The 17078-nt window shown below is 32.5% G+C and carries 5 protein-coding genes; all 5 read left to right on the top strand.

Annotated elements, in window-relative coordinates; all coding sequences use genetic code 11:
• Positions 1 to 22: 22 nt before the first annotated feature.
• The 5 genes from GSY47_RS12605 to GSY47_RS12625 all read left to right on the top strand — a co-directional run bounded on the left by GSY47_RS12605 (position 23) and on the right by GSY47_RS12625 (position 16982).
• On the top strand, positions 23 to 6511 hold the full coding sequence (locus GSY47_RS12605) for a T9SS type A sorting domain-containing protein (protein ID WP_179004022.1): 6489 nt from the start codon (positions 23 to 25) through the stop codon (positions 6509 to 6511).
• A gap of 93 nt (positions 6512 to 6604) precedes the next feature.
• Positions 6605 to 9049, top strand: a complete 2445-nt coding sequence (locus GSY47_RS12610) for a hypothetical protein (RefSeq protein ID WP_219071402.1) — start codon at positions 6605 to 6607, stop codon at positions 9047 to 9049.
• A 42-nt stretch (positions 9050 to 9091) separates the two neighbouring features.
• Positions 9092 to 15190, top strand: coding sequence for a fibronectin type III domain-containing protein (locus GSY47_RS12615; RefSeq protein WP_179004024.1), 6099 nt, complete (start codon positions 9092 to 9094; stop codon positions 15188 to 15190).
• 1 nt (position 15191) lies between these two features.
• Positions 15192 to 16124 carry a hypothetical protein gene (locus GSY47_RS12620; protein WP_179004025.1) on the top strand — a complete coding sequence of 311 codons (933 nt, stop codon included), beginning with the start codon at positions 15192 to 15194 and terminating at the stop codon, positions 16122 to 16124.
• Between the two features lie 165 nt (positions 16125 to 16289).
• Positions 16290 to 16982 carry a hypothetical protein gene (locus tag GSY47_RS12625; protein ID WP_179004026.1) on the top strand — a complete coding sequence of 231 codons (693 nt, stop codon included), beginning with the start codon at positions 16290 to 16292 and terminating at the stop codon, positions 16980 to 16982.
• Positions 16983 to 17078 lie beyond the last annotated feature (96 nt).

A 17078-nucleotide genomic window follows, 5' to 3' on the forward strand; every position in this document is an offset into this window, starting at 1 on the left:
ATTTAAAATGAAAAATATATTTATGAAAAAACATTACATATTACTACTATTCTTTTTTGGGTTATTGGGATATTCTCAAACAAATCCTTCTGAAGTTGATGCTAATGGTGCACGAACGATAAAAATCGAAAGACCTGCTGTTCTAACAGTTTCAGGTACCGCCAATCCAGCTACTATTAATAATTTCGCTAATGGTGAAATCGTGAATTTTAAAATTACTGGAGGTACAAAAGACTACAAAGAAACTTGGTATAAAGACAATTCTAAAATTGCTACTCCAACTTCTTATACACAATTCTTAGCAGGACTTTACAGAGTCGATGTTATTGATGCTAATGGATGTGATGCAACAGCAGAATTTACTATTCAACAGCCCAAACCTCTTGTAGCAACTATCGCAGAACCTTTACCTATAACTTGTTATGGAGATAACAAAGGAACATTGACTGCTTCTGCGGAAGGAGGCTTCCCTTTTCTTCCTCAAAATGTTGTTCCAAAATATACCTATGAATGGTTTGGAACAAGTCAAAATGGAGTAGGTGAAATAGAAACAAAACAATATACTAAGACTGCTACAGGTTTAGCTGCCGGCTATTATAAAGTTAAAGTTACTGACGAAGGCGGTCATTACGTTTACTCAGCTCCTCAAGAATTAAAACCAAACCCACAGATAAAAGCTACGGGAGTAGTCTCTAATCCAAAGTGTTCTGGAAATAATGGAAACATTCTATTAACAATAATTGGAGGTAAACCTGGTTATACTATTCAGTGGATAAATGCTTCGAATGTAAAAGTTGCCGAGACAACAGCAGTTGAAAACAGTGGTATCTACACCTCTAATGTTAATCTTGCTTCTGGTTCTTATACCTATATAATTAAAGATAACGCTCAATGTACTGTATCAGGTCCTAAAAAAGGAAATGACGACGATCCTTTTGTTATTGATCCTGCTCCAAGTAAATTAGAAATTATAAAAACGGAGAGAACCCAACCATCAAGTCAGACAGCTGCGGATGGAGTGATCAAAATAACGGTAAACGGAGGAACTCCTTCTAATGGAAAATATACTTATACATGGACAAAAGAAGGTGATCCTTTTACTGCCAACACAAACGCTTCTGGATTAACCACTGGATTAAAAAATGGAAAATATATTGTAACAATAACTGATGCGAATAATTGTCCTGTAATTTCTGATGAAATTGTTTTAGATGCTTTAAATGTAAAAATCAAAAGCTTCAAAAATATTTTATGTCATGGAGGAAATACAGGAACTATTACAGCTCAAGCTAATGGTGGAAGCGGATCAATATATAATTACAGTTGGTATGAAGTAGTCGAAGATCTAAATGGAGATGGAATTCCTGACGAAATTAATCTCAATTTAACAAGTGAAACAATTACTGGACTTTTATCTGGTACTTATAGAGTAAAAGTGACCGATGATACCAATCGTGCCGTATCTGTAGATCAGTTTCTTGATCAACCTGCTAAAGTTCTTCAAGTAAAATATACTTCTAAAGATATTTCTTGTAATGATGTTAATGATGGAAAAGCTACAATAACTGTTGAAGGCGGAACACCAAATTACACTTATATTTGGCAAAAAAACGGCACACCTTTTAATCTCACTACAAACACCAGTTCTACTCTTGAAGCTGGAAATTATACTGTAACTGTTAAAGATGCAAACAGCTGTTCAGCAGATGTATCATTTAAAATAATCAATCCTCCAGCAATTGAAATTCAAACTCCTTCAATAACAAAAGTCCTAATAAATAAGCAAAGTACTGGAGCAATCAATATGCCTGTTGCAATTGGAGGTACTGGAACACTTCATTACAAATGGACGTCAAGTAGACCTATCCCATCTCCTTCTGATGTAAAAGATATCAGCAGCCTTGAAGCAGGTGATTATACATTGACAGTAACCGATGATAATTCATGTTCAAAAAGCAAAACTTTTACAGTAGAGGAAAATCCAGCATTAACTGTAGAATTAAAAGAAACCGCATTTATTAAATGTTCTGGATATTCTGATGGAGAAATAACAGCAACTGCTGGCGGAGGAGATACAAAATATACTTACCAATGGTTTAAGTATAGTGGAACTGATTTAGTAGACATTCATAATACAACCAACAAAATTTCTGGTAAGGATGCAGGAAAATATAAAGTAATTGTAAAAGATGGAGTTGGTGCAGAAAAAAGTGCAGAAATAACACTTTCAGAACCAAATCCGTTAAAAGTCACTTTAGCCTCGAATGTTGTAAATGTTTTATGTTTTGGAGAGAAAACTGGAGCAATTGAAATTAAGGTTGAAGGAGGAACGGCAGATTACACTTATGTATGGACGAAAGATGAAGATAAAGATTATAAAGCCTCTTCAAAAGATTTACCTGCTATTTACGCAGGAACTTATAATGTTTTAGTTAAAGATAAAAACGATTGTCCATTCGAACTAAAAGGTATTAAAATTAGTCAGCCAGATGCTAAATTGGCTATAAAAACTATTACAGAAAAGCACTTAACTGGTTACAAAACCCAAAATGGTATCCTTGAAGTTGAAGGTGTCGATGGAGCCGGCGACTATACTTACGCTTGGAAAATAAAAAATTCTGACGATGTATTTGCAACTACAAAAAAGATAGAAAAACTGGAAATTGGTACTTATGTAGTTACAGTTACGGACAAAAATAAATGTCCTGTCAGCCAAGAATTCACCTTATCACAGCCAGATCCGCTAGATATTGAAAGTATAGTGATGACGCCAAATACTGAGATAAAATGTTATGGTGACAAAACTGCTATACTAACCGTTACAGTAAAAGGTGGTGTACCTGGCTATATTTACAAATGGTATAATGAATTGGATAAAGACCAAATTATATCGACAACTAATGTAGCATCTGGTTTAGGTGCTGGAAAATACATTGTTGAAGTGACAGACCAGGAAAGCAATATTTTTTATGGAATAAATGAATATACAATCACACAACCAGATCCACTAGCTGCCAGTTTTACTAAAACGGAAGTTTCTTGTAAAGGCGGAAATGACGGAACCATAAATTTAAACATAATAGGAGGTTCTTCCGACTATAGTATTGTATGGACCGAATCTTCTGTTAATAATGGAAAATCATCAATTTCTGGACTTTCCTATGGTATTTATAATGTAACCATATCAGACAATAATGCTGTAAACTGTAAAATCACTAAAACTATAGAAATTACAGAACCTACAGACAGCTTAGAATTTAAAGACGAAAATGTAAAAAATGCTTCTGGTTTTGGTTTAAATAACGGAAAAATTACTGTTGAAATATCAGGAGGAACTCCAAACTATTCATACAAATGGTTTAAAAATAATGTAGAAATTATTGGTCAAACTGCAGCTGTTTTAGACAATCAGTTGGCTGGATCGTACCACTTAATCGTTACTGACAGCAAAAATTGTAATCTAGAAAAGACTTTTGAAATTACACAGCCAAAAAAACTAGAAGTTACTATTACTATTGCCAAATCTATTGACTGTTTTGATGGAACTGGTATTTTAAGAGCTAAAGCTGAAACAGGAACTGGTGTTCCTGATGCACAAGGTTTCTATACTTACGAATGGTATAAAGAAAACGGCACATTAATCAGCACTACTAAAAATATCGAAGCAGCAACAGGAAATATAGTAACGGGTAAATATTATGTAACCGTAATTGATTCAAATAACAATAAAACTACTTCTCCTTTATTTGAATTGATACAGCCAACTCAAATTATTGTAACAATGGCTAATAAACAAGATGTTACATGTTATGAAGGATTTGATGGAATTGCAGAAATCAATGTTATAGGAGGAACTCCAGATATTGTTGCGGGATCACCTGTTTACACTTATTTATGGAGTAACGGAAGTACAGACAAAAATCAATACAGTTTAAGAAAAGGTACTTATTCTGTTACTGTTTATGATGGAAATTTATGTATTGGGACTTTAAATAACATTATCATAGAGCAACCACAAGATTTTGGATTTGACTTAGATAAAATTGTGCCTACTATTCCAACCGCAGGAAATAATGACGGTGCACTTCACATCGAAATTGTCGGCGGTGTTGCTCCGTACAGATATGTCTGTAGAGACAGTAACGGAACAATTATAAAAGACGTTCCAAATTCAAACTTAAAACAAGTTGACTTTACCAATCTAGCTTCAAGTATTTTTACCGTTTCTGCTACCGATGCAACTGGCTGTACTAAATCAGCAGAATTTGATTTTAATAATAATGTACTTGAAATCAGCATCAGTCAATCGGCAGAAATCACTTGTAATAATGGTAAAAATGGTTCTATAACTGCTGTTGTAAAAGGAGGCTTTGGTATCAGAACTATTTCTTGGTATAAAAACGGAATCAAAATTCCAAATGAATCAAATGCCATATTAAGTAATCTTGAAATTGGAACGTATTACGCAGTAGTAAAAGACTTCAATAAAGTAGAAGTTACAAGTAAACCAATTGTAATCACACAACCAGATCCTATCGTAGTTACATACGTTCAAAAAAATGTAAACTGTCTAGGTTACAGCGATGGTACTATAACGTTAACAGCTTCTGGTGGAAGCAATAGTTTTCAATACCGTTACAAATCACAAGATTCTGGTTATGGCAATTGGATTCCTTTTGATAATCTAAGTGCTTTAATTCCAAATTTAAAAGCCAACATTTATGACATACAAGTTCAAGACAGTAAAGGCTGTAATTACACTTCAATTGTAAATGTTGAAATTACAGAACCAAAACAATTACTTATAAGCCAAAAAACAATTACGCCAGCAACTGGTTTCGGACTTTCTAATGGAAGCATCAATATTGTTGTTCAAGGCGGAACTGCAAATTACAATTACAAATGGTTCACGAGTGCAAATGCTCCTGTTACTGGAACTACAGCAACAGCAGTAAATCTTGCCGCTGGTAAATATTATGCAATTGTAACAGATGCTAAAGGCTGTGCTGTTACCTCTGAGCTTTATGAAATTACACAACCAGATTTATTGGTGGCAACTATTACTTCTGTAAGCGGTGTTTTATGTAATGGAGACAAAAATGCAACTCTTAGAGCAAACGTAACAGGAGGTATAGCAGGTTACACTTACAAATGGTATTCTGTTTTAAACCAAAACGTTTTAGGGACAAACGTAACTCAAGGCGGTTTAGGAATTGGTACTTATTATGTTGAGGTAACAGATACTAAAAATAATGTTGCAAAAAGCGATTCATTTATAATTGATCAACCTGAAAAAGTAGATAATACCCTTGCTGCTGATTATACTCTTTGTGGCGATGGAAATGATTGGACAATTACACCTGCTCCAACTGGTGGAACAAAACCTTATCGTTATTTATGGAATACTGGAGCCACTACAGAAATATTAAAGAATGTAGCGCCGGGAACTTACTCAGTTACTGTTACCGATTTTAATGGCTGTAATGTTACGAAATCTATCACATTTGTCGCACCGCCGCACTTAGATGCTTCTGAAACAATAAAAATGCCAACATGTTATCTAGGTTCTGATGCCAAAATTGTGGTAACTCCTATTGCAGGCACAGCTCCATACACATATCTATGGAACACAGGCGAGAAAACAAATACATTAAGTAATGCATCAGAAGGAGAATATTCGTTAGAAATAACAGATGCAAGAGGCTGTAAAATTTTAAGAACCTACAATATTGTAGATCCTCCAAAAGATGTTATTTACTTAGGTGAAGATGTGACATTATGTTACAAACAAAGTCTTACTATAAATGGTACTATAGACGATGATAAAGCAACTTATGCTTGGAGTTCTGACAAAGGTTTCAAAAGCACGAATCCAATTATTACAGTTTCTGAACCTGCAAATTATACTCTTGTAGTAACCAATAAATTGGGTTGTCAGGCAACAGATACAATTAATATTTCTAGTCAGGAATCTGATATTAGTGCTGAGTTTGCCATGTCATCTCAAGTGTTTGTAAATGAGAAATTTATTATTGTGGATATCAGTAATCCTAAAGCAGATAAAATTGAATGGAAACTACCGTCAGAAGCTATTGTAACGACTAATAATGGTGATTATGCCGAAATGACTTTTACAAAACCAGGCGAATATGATATTACATTAAATACAGTAAAAGGAAGATGCACCGCTTACCAAACCAAAACAGTTTTGGTTACCGAAGGCGAATATGAAGATCCAGATGAAACTGATTTACAGAAAAAATTCGATATGAAACTTTATCCAAACCCTTCTAATGGAATATTTACGGTTGATGTGACATTAGATAAAGTAATGCCTGCTAGTATTAAAGTGTATAATCTGAATAATAATGTAGTAATAGATTCTAAAAATGGAAATGGACAAGATGCCTACTCGTTCAATTTTAGTTTAAGCGGGCTTTCATCGGGGATTTATTTTGTATTGTTTGAATCACAGCAAGGAACAAAACTGAGAAAACTAATTATACAATAAGTCTAGAATCAGATCAAAAGTCAATTTTTTAAATAAAACAGTTAGAAATAAAAGGTTACTCCTTCCCTATTTCATTGCCCTGAATTTATCATAATGAATTTAAAAAGAATATTATTTTTCAGCATATTATTGTATAATTCTCTCACTTTTGCGCAGAGTTTCAATGTTGAAGAATTAGGAAAAGCCAAATTAGTGAACGTTTCTGGAGGTGCTTCAGCCAATGGAGTATTCTATTCCGGAAACGCCGCGAGAGAACCTTTTACCTATTTCTTAAAAGGAAATATCAATGTAAATGTCGCAGGTTTATATAATATCCCGATTTCATTTTCATACACCAATCAAAAGTTTGGTTATAACAGACCCGTACTCATGAATCGTCTAAGTATTCACCCATCTTATAAATGGATTACTGGACACATTGGAGATGTGAGCATGACTTTTTCGCCTTACACTTTAGCTGGACATCAATTCACTGGATTAGGAGTTGATTTAACACCGCAGGGGAAATTCAAAATCAGTGCAATGTACGGTCGTTTAGTACGAAGCAGTGAATATGATGCCATCAATACAGAGCTTGTTCCAACCTATAAAAGAATGGGATACGGATTTAAAACACAATATGCGCTGGAAAAAATAAATCTAGGACTTACCATTTTTAAAGCAAAAGATGAGGTAAATTCTCTAGCTATTCCTGTTCCATTTGAATTGGGTGTTTCGCCAAAAGAAAATGCTGCAATTAGTTTTGAAACATCTTTTAAGTTATTTCAAAAATTACAAGTTCAAACTGAATTTGCAAACAGTAGTATTACAGAAGATACAAGAGATACTGGAAACACTAAAGATCAGAATATTTCTTCTTTACTTTTAAAATCAAATCCAACAACTACGAGTTACAAAGCATTGAAAGGACAACTGGTTTATCCTGCAGGGAAAGGAACTTTAGGTTTAGGTTACGAACGTATTGATCCAAACTATAGAACACTTGGTGGTTATTATTTTAATAATGATTTAGAAAATGTAACCGTAAATGCATCTCAGACTTTATACCAAGACAAATTGAGCTTAAATCTGAATTTAGGTTTACAAAAAGACAATTTAGACAAACAAAAACAAAGTCAGATGAAAAGACTTGTTTCCTCTATCAGTGCCGATTTTAGAGCCAATCAAAAATTAAACTTTAATCTTAATTATTCTAATTTTCAATCGTATACCAATAGCCGAAATCAATTTGATTATATCAATCAAACCAATCAATACGAGTTCTTAGATACCTTAAATTTCAGACAGGTCAATCAGAATGCCGCTCTTACCGTTAATTATCTTCTAAAAAATGATAAAACACGAAAGCAGGCTTTCAATGCCAACTTCAGCATGCAGGATGCTGTAAATCAGCAACAGGGTAAAACTATTGCTGGCGGTGCTAGTACTTATTACAACACAGGACTTTCCTATATTTTAGGTTATCCGCAGCAAGACCTAAATCTTACCGCTTCTTTTAATAGTACTATCGGAAAATTGGATGTTGGAGATAATTTAATTTTAGGGCCAACAATTGGTGCCACAAAACTATTTTATGAAAAGAAACTGAATACTTCATTTTCTACCAGTTATAACACCAGTTTCAATAATGGGGATAAAGTAAATGATGTTTTTAATATTCGTTTAAATGGTTCTTACATCTACATGCAGAAACATAATTTCGGGTTAAACTGCATTACACTTTTCAGCAGTTCTCAAACTGTTCGAAACAATGATTTAACAGCTACATTATCTTATACGTATTCTTTCGACAAAATAAAACTTCGTCCAAAACGTGTTGAAGAAAAACCAATAACTCAAGAAGAAACTCCAGAAACCAAGCTCAAAATATCTTCAAATGATGTTGTTTTAGAAGGAACAAAAAGCGAAATTATTAATAAACTCGAACAGCTTCAAAATGCTTTAAGACCTTTACCTGAAACTGAATTGCAAAAACTGGACAAACGTTTGGATGTAGCCAGAATGACTTTAGAGGATAAAGAATTCAAAGAAAAAGTATTGGATTATCTTGGTGATTATAATACCAATAAGAAAATGGTTTCTCAATACAACAATGCACTTTACGACATTGTTCAGAAATTAAATCGTGAAATCGCCGCAAAAGACCAGCATATCGAGCAAGTTTACACAGCTGCAATCGGTCGTGTTAATACAGATAAAATGCATGGTTTAAACAGTGAAGAGGCCAAAGACAAAGCGACTAACGACAGATATCAAAAATTGGTAGAAAGAAGTAAGACAGCAGAAAAACAATTAATCAACCATAGATGGATGATGAAAGAATTTGCTCTGTTGGCCAAATTACCACAAAACGAATTGCAAAATAACGAATCAATGGCTGCTTTCAGTAAACAGGAAGTCAACAATTTCTTTGAATTAAATAAGGATAAAAAAGAAGACAAAGAAATCAGCAGACAATTAGAAGAAAAAATAATTCCGTTTTATCACCAGCTGGCAATAGAAAAAGCTGTAAACGATTCAATCGAATTAAAATATTAAGAGAAAAAGATTTTAAAGTATAATAGTTATAAATACACCCAAATGCTAAAAAAACTACAATTTCAACTATTCTTAACCCTTGGGTTTTGGCTTTCGGCAATAGTTTCTGGTATAGCGCAAACCTATCCAGTTACCATTAGTACGCAGATTACACAGCCTTCACCAATTTACTTAAGCAATTATGCCGATGCGTCTACCATAAATAGCCCCATCAAAGTGCAGATTGCTTTAAACGATTTAACTATTTCCAATCGTCAAATCCGACTGAAATGTTATTTCCAAGGGCAGTCTATTTCGTTAATGACCAACGATTTTGTAGTTGGAGCACACGATCTTTTTCTTGAAGGAGGAGTGCCGCTTCAGCTAACCAATGTAGATTTAGCACCTTACTTTCAATATCAAAACCTTCTTGGAATAAATCCGAATCAATATGCACAGGCACTTCCAGAAGGTATTTATACGTTTTCTGTTGAGGTTTATGACTTTGCAACGAATAAAAAGCTTTCTAGGAAAACCAGCGTAACGACTATTATTTTCCAGAATGATCCTCCGTTTCTGAATCTGCCTTTGAACAATGCCTCGATAATGCAGCAAAATATTCAGAACATTATCTTCAGCTGGACTCCAAGACAGATTAACGTGAGCAATGTGGAATATGAATTTTCGTTAGTAGAAATTTGGGACAAATACACGCCTATACAAAATGCATTTGCCTACTCACCTCCTCTATTTACTACCACTACACGATCAACTACGCTGCAATACGGCGTATCAGAGCCACAATTAATTCCAGGTAAAAGATATGCTTGGAGAGTAAAAGCAAAAGCACTTTTGGGTGCAGAAGAAGTTGGTGTATTTAAAAATAATGGATTCAGCGAAATTTACTCTTTCGATTACGAAGTATTCTGTACCGCTCCGCTGGCAATAAATGTAGAAGGAATAAGTGAAAACCAAGCAAAAGTAACTTGGTCTGGAAATATTGATAATTTTGATTATCAGGTAAATTACCGAGAAAAAAATGCAGATTCTGAATGGTATAAAGTAGTTACTCCAAGAGAAAATATAGTTATAACGAATCTTAAACCAAATACAACTTACGAATATACTGTAGGATCATCTTGTGATGTTGGAAAATATACCCACAGTACAGTTAAAGAATTTAAAACTCTGGTTAGAGACGAAATCGCTTTTCAGGGCTGTGGTATAAAACCAGATCCTGCCGATTTAGCCAACACTACTCCATTGCCAGCACTTTTTCCTAATGATGTAATTTCAGCAGGAGATTTCCCTCTAGTAGTATTACATGCAACAGGAAGCAATGGAACTTTTTCTGGAGACGGATATGTAACATTTCCTTTCATAGAGAAATTTAGATTGTTAATTGCTGCTGCTGATGCCATTGCAGAACAAAATGCTGATGAAGATGGAAAAGCTAAATTTAATTTAAGCGAAAATACCCGTATCCGAATCACATTTAACAACATTGGCTTAAACACTGATTTTAAATTGATTTCGGGAGAGATTATTGCTGCTTATGATCCTAATTGGAACAGCATGATTGATGGTGATAAAATTATCACTGATATATTCGGAAATGATGGAAAACCAATTGAAGGCACATTAGATTATGTAGTAAAATCTGCAACATTAAATCCTGATGGGAGTGTGACCATCAAAGGAGAAAACGGAGCTGTTACCACTCTGCCTAAATCTCCTTACGAACGCATTTACACTGATAAAAACGGAAATACTGTTACCATTCCAGCTAATGGAAAAGGAGAACCTACTTTTACCAAAGCTGCTGATGGCGGAAAAGCGATTGCTTCAAATACAAATGGCGTATCTAGCAATGGTGAAGTTACTCAAATATCATCTCCTGATGTCAAAATTACTTTTGCACAAAGCATCCAAAATGGCAGCAAAAACAGTAAATATGCTTATGACCGAATGCCTTCAAATGGTGCACCAAAGATTTTACAGACTTACGAAACAATTCCTATGGCAACGGGAGGCAATTATAATGTTGATTATAAAGCCGTATCTGACTTATTAGAAAATCAGGATGTTGTTTATGCCGAAGCCAATTTTAAAAATGGAAAAACAAAAGATGATATTATTTTTAAAACCAGCGCCGGGGAGGAAGTTGATTTTGAATGGATAAACGATACACAGGCTGCAATAAAACTGACCAAAAAATTTGAGTTTGGTAAGTACAGCATCATTGCAACAGTAAAAGGCAAAGAAGAAAAAGATCCGCAAGATGCAACTAAAACAATTAAAGGTAAATCTGAGATTGCTGGTAAAGTAAATATTTGGGATTTAACTCAAAAACCAGCAATAAACGTAACTGTATTAAGCATTAATGGAGCCAACGCACCAAGTAGTGATAAGATGCAAAGTTATCTTAACGAGGTTTACAACAAAGTTGGTATCAAATTTAATGTTACCTCACAAAAAGTCGAAAGTATTACAATGCCCGACGTAATTAAGTGTGGAGATAGCGACATCTTTAATTTTTACACAGATGATCAAAAAAGTATCATAAATCAGATAGAAACGACTAAAGGTTTTACATACAATGATCAAACTTATTATGTTATATACACCGGAAAATCTGGTCAAGACAATTACAAAGGTTTTATGCCTTTGGGAAGTCAATATGCATTTGTATTTAAGAACAATGATAATGACGAAATCTTAAGAACCGCTGCACACGAACTAGGTCACGGAATCTTCGGTCTAAAACACCCTTTCTCGAATTCAGGAGAATCAGGAAATACAGATCTTTTAATGGATTATGGAAAAGGTACTGTATTATCACATAACGATTGGGATGTTATTCATAGTGGTGGATGGAGATTTTATGGGTTTCAGAAGAGTTCTTCTGGGGCAGCAACAGAGTCTTTGTTTTTAACTTTAGATTTCAAGCTTGACCAAGATTTAAATCAAACTGTATTCAAATTTTTTGATGAAGAAAAAAGTACCTTTTATTATAAAGGGTATAAAATAACTTTTAATCAAAAAAATGTTCGTTTTGATGAAGCTAATAGACAATTTACTATAGTAGAGAATAATAAAGAAAAAAAGCTTAATATATTATATAAAAAAAATGTTACCGCTGATAAAGTAGCATTGGTTTTATGTTATGCAGACGAATTAGAAAAAGTATCTAAAAATACTGAAGGTAATTATATCTATGATGAATTAGCTAAAAAGAATATTATTTATTCTTGCACGATAGAAATATATAAAAATTTACTTCCTGTAGCCGATTTAGCTTTGTTAAATGAAAAAATTAAAAGTCTTGAAGCTTCAAAAATTAAGAAAATTCAAAACTTACTTCAATCCCTACCACTTAATGAAATTGCAGAAATCTGTGGAAACACTGGTAAATGTTATGATATATTTAATAAGCAATATACATCATCAGAATGGGATGAAATAATTAAATTTTTAGAAAACCAAAAGAATCAATCTGTAATTGATCTAGAAAGACTTAGTGTAAATGAACAATTACTTGCAATAAAATCAGTATTATCAAGCGCAAAAAATGTTGACAAAATTAGTCGTTTAAATATTAATGCAGCAGATAACAAAACTGCTTTTGAGTATCCAGATTATTTTAGAATAGAACATTTAGGTAACAGATCAGGAACTAATTATATTAGAGTTGAGCTTTTAGAAAATCTTAAACTTGAAAAAGTAGAGCGTAAGTTTTTATTAACTTATCCTGCCAATGCTGATATAGTAAACAATGATCAACTTGAATTTTCTATTATTTTAGAAACCGATTCTTCACAAAGCATAGCGACAAGAATAAGTAAGGGTACTTCTGTACAAGTCAAAGCGGCAAATGCGATTACAAATACAGTAATTATCGCAGTAGGCGCTTTAGGTACGGCTGAATTAGTGGCTGGAATAACATTGACTGAAGAACAAATAGCAGGCTGCGCTAAAAGCATGGCTTTAGATGCTGGTATACAAGCTATTGCAGACGTTTTAATCAGAAACTTTAGTGATAATGAAGAAGGACTTCCTCTATCTTATACCAGCCTTGCCGTTAGCTGTGCTATGGGAACTATGACAGATATAACCAAGCTAGATGCTTGTATGGCAGGTGCTATAACACCAATAGGTGATGCCATAATTCATAACCTTACTAAGAAGACACCTCCTAGAGAAATTAGTACAGTTGCACTGCAGGCATTAACTGGATGTGTTTTAGCGACTACATTACATATGGCATTTACTAATCCAACAGTTCAAGCAAAAGTTCGTCAAGCTATTAAATGGGTTTTAATAAAAAATGCAATAAGAAAGGCAAAAATACCATATCCACAAAGACAAGCTATTACCAGCTTTTTGATAAAAGGAGAAAAATTTGCTAATAAAACAGACGATTTCATAACTGCCGAACTATTAGCTGATATTTTAAACAACTCATCTGATGATATAGCTATAATTATCCAAAAACTTGAAGGTTTTATGGTCTCAGGAAACAGAGTAATAAAACAAGGTGAAGAGATTCTAGTTGTTGATGCTTCTAATGAAATTATATCTAAATTTAAAAATGGTTTTTGGTATTCTGTAGAAAATGCTGTTGTTAAAGAGGCTACACGAGAAATCATTGATAAATCTACAAGAAAGATTTTTAAAGAAGCGATTAGCAATATTACATCTACACATAATAATAGTGGAGCCAGTATAGCATCAAAGGATGGTGCATATACAATGATAAATAACTTCAACTCTCAAGGTAATGTTTCTGCAGTAGCAGATGTTCCAAATTTTAACGCTTTAATTGATGGTAATAATGCGTTAAATACTGAAATAGCTACATTTCTTAGAATTGTTAAAGATGTGGAAGAAGAAGTCATACTCCTCCCAAAAGCTAACATAGAAACTGGCTTAATTACTAAAGCAGATAATATTCCTGTTATAAATTTAATTCCATATAAAGCTTCTTATTATACAATTAATGGACAAATAGAATTAATTGTAGCATCTACTAAACAATCCAATAGTCAAGCACAAGTTATATTCGCCACAGCAAATGTCCTTAGCAAATTAAAAGAAAAGGAAAAAGAGGAAGAGGAAAAATGTAAAGCTTGTACCAAACAGGATCAAGCTACATGTAAAAAATTTGAACAGCTAATTACCAAGGTAGGTCAACATGCTGGTATAACTAAATTATGTACAGGATTAACAGCCGTAAATGCAAATCCAGTAATAACTGAATTATTAACTTGGGATAAAGCTCAAATTTTATTGTTTTTAGATGATATTGCTGGCATTAGTAAAAGTTGTAATAATAACCAGGTTGATGAATATATTAAAGATAATATTCAAAATATAACCAAATCAATACTTGAAGCATGGAGTGTTTATAAAGATGCTTCTCGTCCTTGTTTATGTCAAAGTAATGGCCATTTGCGCAAATTAGCTGCGGCAATCAACAGCAATAAATTAAGAAATCCTCCTTATGGATTTACAAAAAATGATTTTAAAGAAATAGCAATAGGAATAGGAACATCAGGAAGTAGTTTAATAGCAAACCTTGATAAAACGGTATTTACCAATTTAGTTTCATTTGCACAAATAGATGCAAGTTATGCTAACATGGATAAATTAAAGGCAAAATTAAGCCAGAGAAATAGTGCCGCCGAAGTAGAAGGGGTAAATTTCATTGTTCGTCATATGGGTGATAATAAAACTATTTTTGATGATGGAAATTATGTCTTTGAAAGCTATCAAACTGAATGGGCTCGATACGTAGATGTTCAAGATAACCGAAATTTACAAAATATTATTTTTTATGAATTTAAAAGTTTAATTCCTGGAAGTTTTAATCCTGAATCATTTGTAATACAATTTGTTAAAGATTTATCCAACAATAATGTTACAGATTTATCACAAATACAATGGATTTTCGACCATGATAAAATGACTCAAACACAAGTAAAAACAAAAGTTTTAGCTGCTTTGAATAAATACTCTGAAATGTTGGATCATGAGAATATAAGAACTAAGTTTGAAAATTATAGACTTACTGTTGGCTATAATAAATCATTAACAAATAATGAAAGGCTTATAGAATTTCTAAATTCAAATAATGATTGGTTTAATTTAATTTTTAAATAATATGAATGTAATCAAATCACTAGAAAAAATATTAAAATATAATTTTTATAATGATAATTTAGTTCTTTTAAACTCCAGTTTTGATTTATCTATAGAGGATAAAACAATCATTAAAAATGTAAAAAATTTTGCAATATTTAACAATAGCTTATATGTAGAACTAAAAGACCAATTAGTTATCTATAATGAATATTTTTCACAGCAACATTTATTTGGGAAATACTTTTTATCTAATTCTCAATCAATTGAAAATGGAATAATTATCTTGAAAGAGGATATAAATGATGATGAATATTATATTATTAAAAACAACTTTGAAACCAGTCAAGTTTCATGGCATAATTCATTCGTAAAATATTTTTCGAAGAATAATTTCATTAGTATTTTTAAGAGCAGTTTATCTTATCATAATATAATAAATGGAGATGTTCTCTGGGAAAAAGTTTATTCTGAAAATATTAAATCTTTAGAAATTTGGAATGAGGAAATAGTGCTATTAGAATTAACAGGGAAATCTACAAATCAAATTAATGCTTTAAATGCTCGAAGTGGCTCTTTAATTTGGGAGAAAGATGGAGGAGGTATGATTCTGAAAAGTGATAAATTATATTTTTTAGAATACAGTTCAACTAGCCAGATATTAAAACAGTATAATCTTAAAGAAAATACAGAACAACAATATGATCTTACAAAGATAATTATTGATCAATTTAATAAAATCCCTTATTTTCTATATGAAATAAAAGATAACCATATGTATATTTCATTTACAAATGAAAAAACAATAGTCATGATAGATCTGAAAACAATGTTAACTGAATGGGTATATAAAATAGAAACCTCTGCATGGCAAATAGATAAGCCACAAATTCAAGGTGGAAATTTATATGTTTTAGATTCGGATAAGGTTTTACATATCTTTGAAAAAGAATAATTAAAAATAAAATCAAAAAATGCAAACCTCAAAAATCACAAGATACGCCATAATAGCACTAGTAGTTCTATTCATAGTAATCAGCGTGTTAAGCTAAAAAACAAAAAGCCTTCTGAAATCCAGAAGGCTTTACTTTTTCTGGATAAAAATCTTATAAGTAACATTATGCAACTCACAAAAATTGAAAAATTAAACGACCTCAAAAGAGAAAACAAGAAAATTGAGTTTATCTACAAAGGATGGGAAGAACCTAATCGAGGTCAAGAGATTGTATACTACGGCATATTGATAAATGGAATAGATAAAACACAAGAAATGTTTTCTGAAGAAAAAATCCAGCTATTTATCAATGAAAAAATTGAAACGGAACATCCAGAAAAAGATTTTGTGTTTATTCCTTCTTTAGGTTTTCCTTTAGTCCATATTTTAAACTTCAATAAAACAACTTTAGCCGTTTATTTTAGGGAAAACGGCAGTACAATTCAGGATGGCTTGGTCGGAAGTTTTTTCTATGAAGAAAAACATCTTTTAATCAATACGAGAAGTTTAACCATTACAGACCTTACAACTTTACAAAAGACAACAGTAAAGTTTGAAAAAGAGATGGATATTGAATGGGCATTTTTTATTAATCCAAAACAAATACAAGTTATTCAAGGTTTTTCGAACAGCTGTTTTATTTATGATTTAGAAGAACAGAAAATCATTGATCGAAAAAATATAATTAGTGAATCACTTTACCCCAATATATTCCGATGGATTTACAGAGGACAGCAGTATCAAACAAATGAATTGCAAATGGAATTACTTCAAAAGAAAGATAATCAATTTATAAGTACTTATTTTAAAATTAACTAACTTTTGTATTCGGGAATAAGATGGTAATATTGATATTATTTAGAATAGATTCTTAAGAATATTTTTGGTTCGAATGAGATTATGATTTTAGCTGTG

The organism is Flavobacterium quisquiliarum (assembly GCF_019308285.1).
Classification (GTDB): Bacteria; Bacteroidota; Bacteroidia; order Flavobacteriales; family Flavobacteriaceae; genus Flavobacterium; species Flavobacterium quisquiliarum.

Bases quoted from the DNA above. Each gene is read 5' to 3' on its own strand.
- GSY47_RS12615 (WP_179004024.1), top strand. From the start codon at position 9,092: ATGCTAAAAAAACTACAATTTCAACTATTCTTAACCCTTGGGTTTTGG.
- GSY47_RS12610 (WP_219071402.1), top strand. From the start codon at position 6,605: ATGAATTTAAAAAGAATATTATTTTTCAGCATATTATTGTATAATTCT.
- GSY47_RS12605 (WP_179004022.1), top strand. From the start codon at position 23: ATGAAAAAACATTACATATTACTACTATTCTTTTTTGGGTTATTGGGA.
- GSY47_RS12625 (WP_179004026.1), top strand. From the start codon at position 16,290: ATGCAACTCACAAAAATTGAAAAATTAAACGACCTCAAAAGAGAAAAC.
- GSY47_RS12620 (WP_179004025.1), top strand. From the start codon at position 15,192: ATGAATGTAATCAAATCACTAGAAAAAATATTAAAATATAATTTTTAT.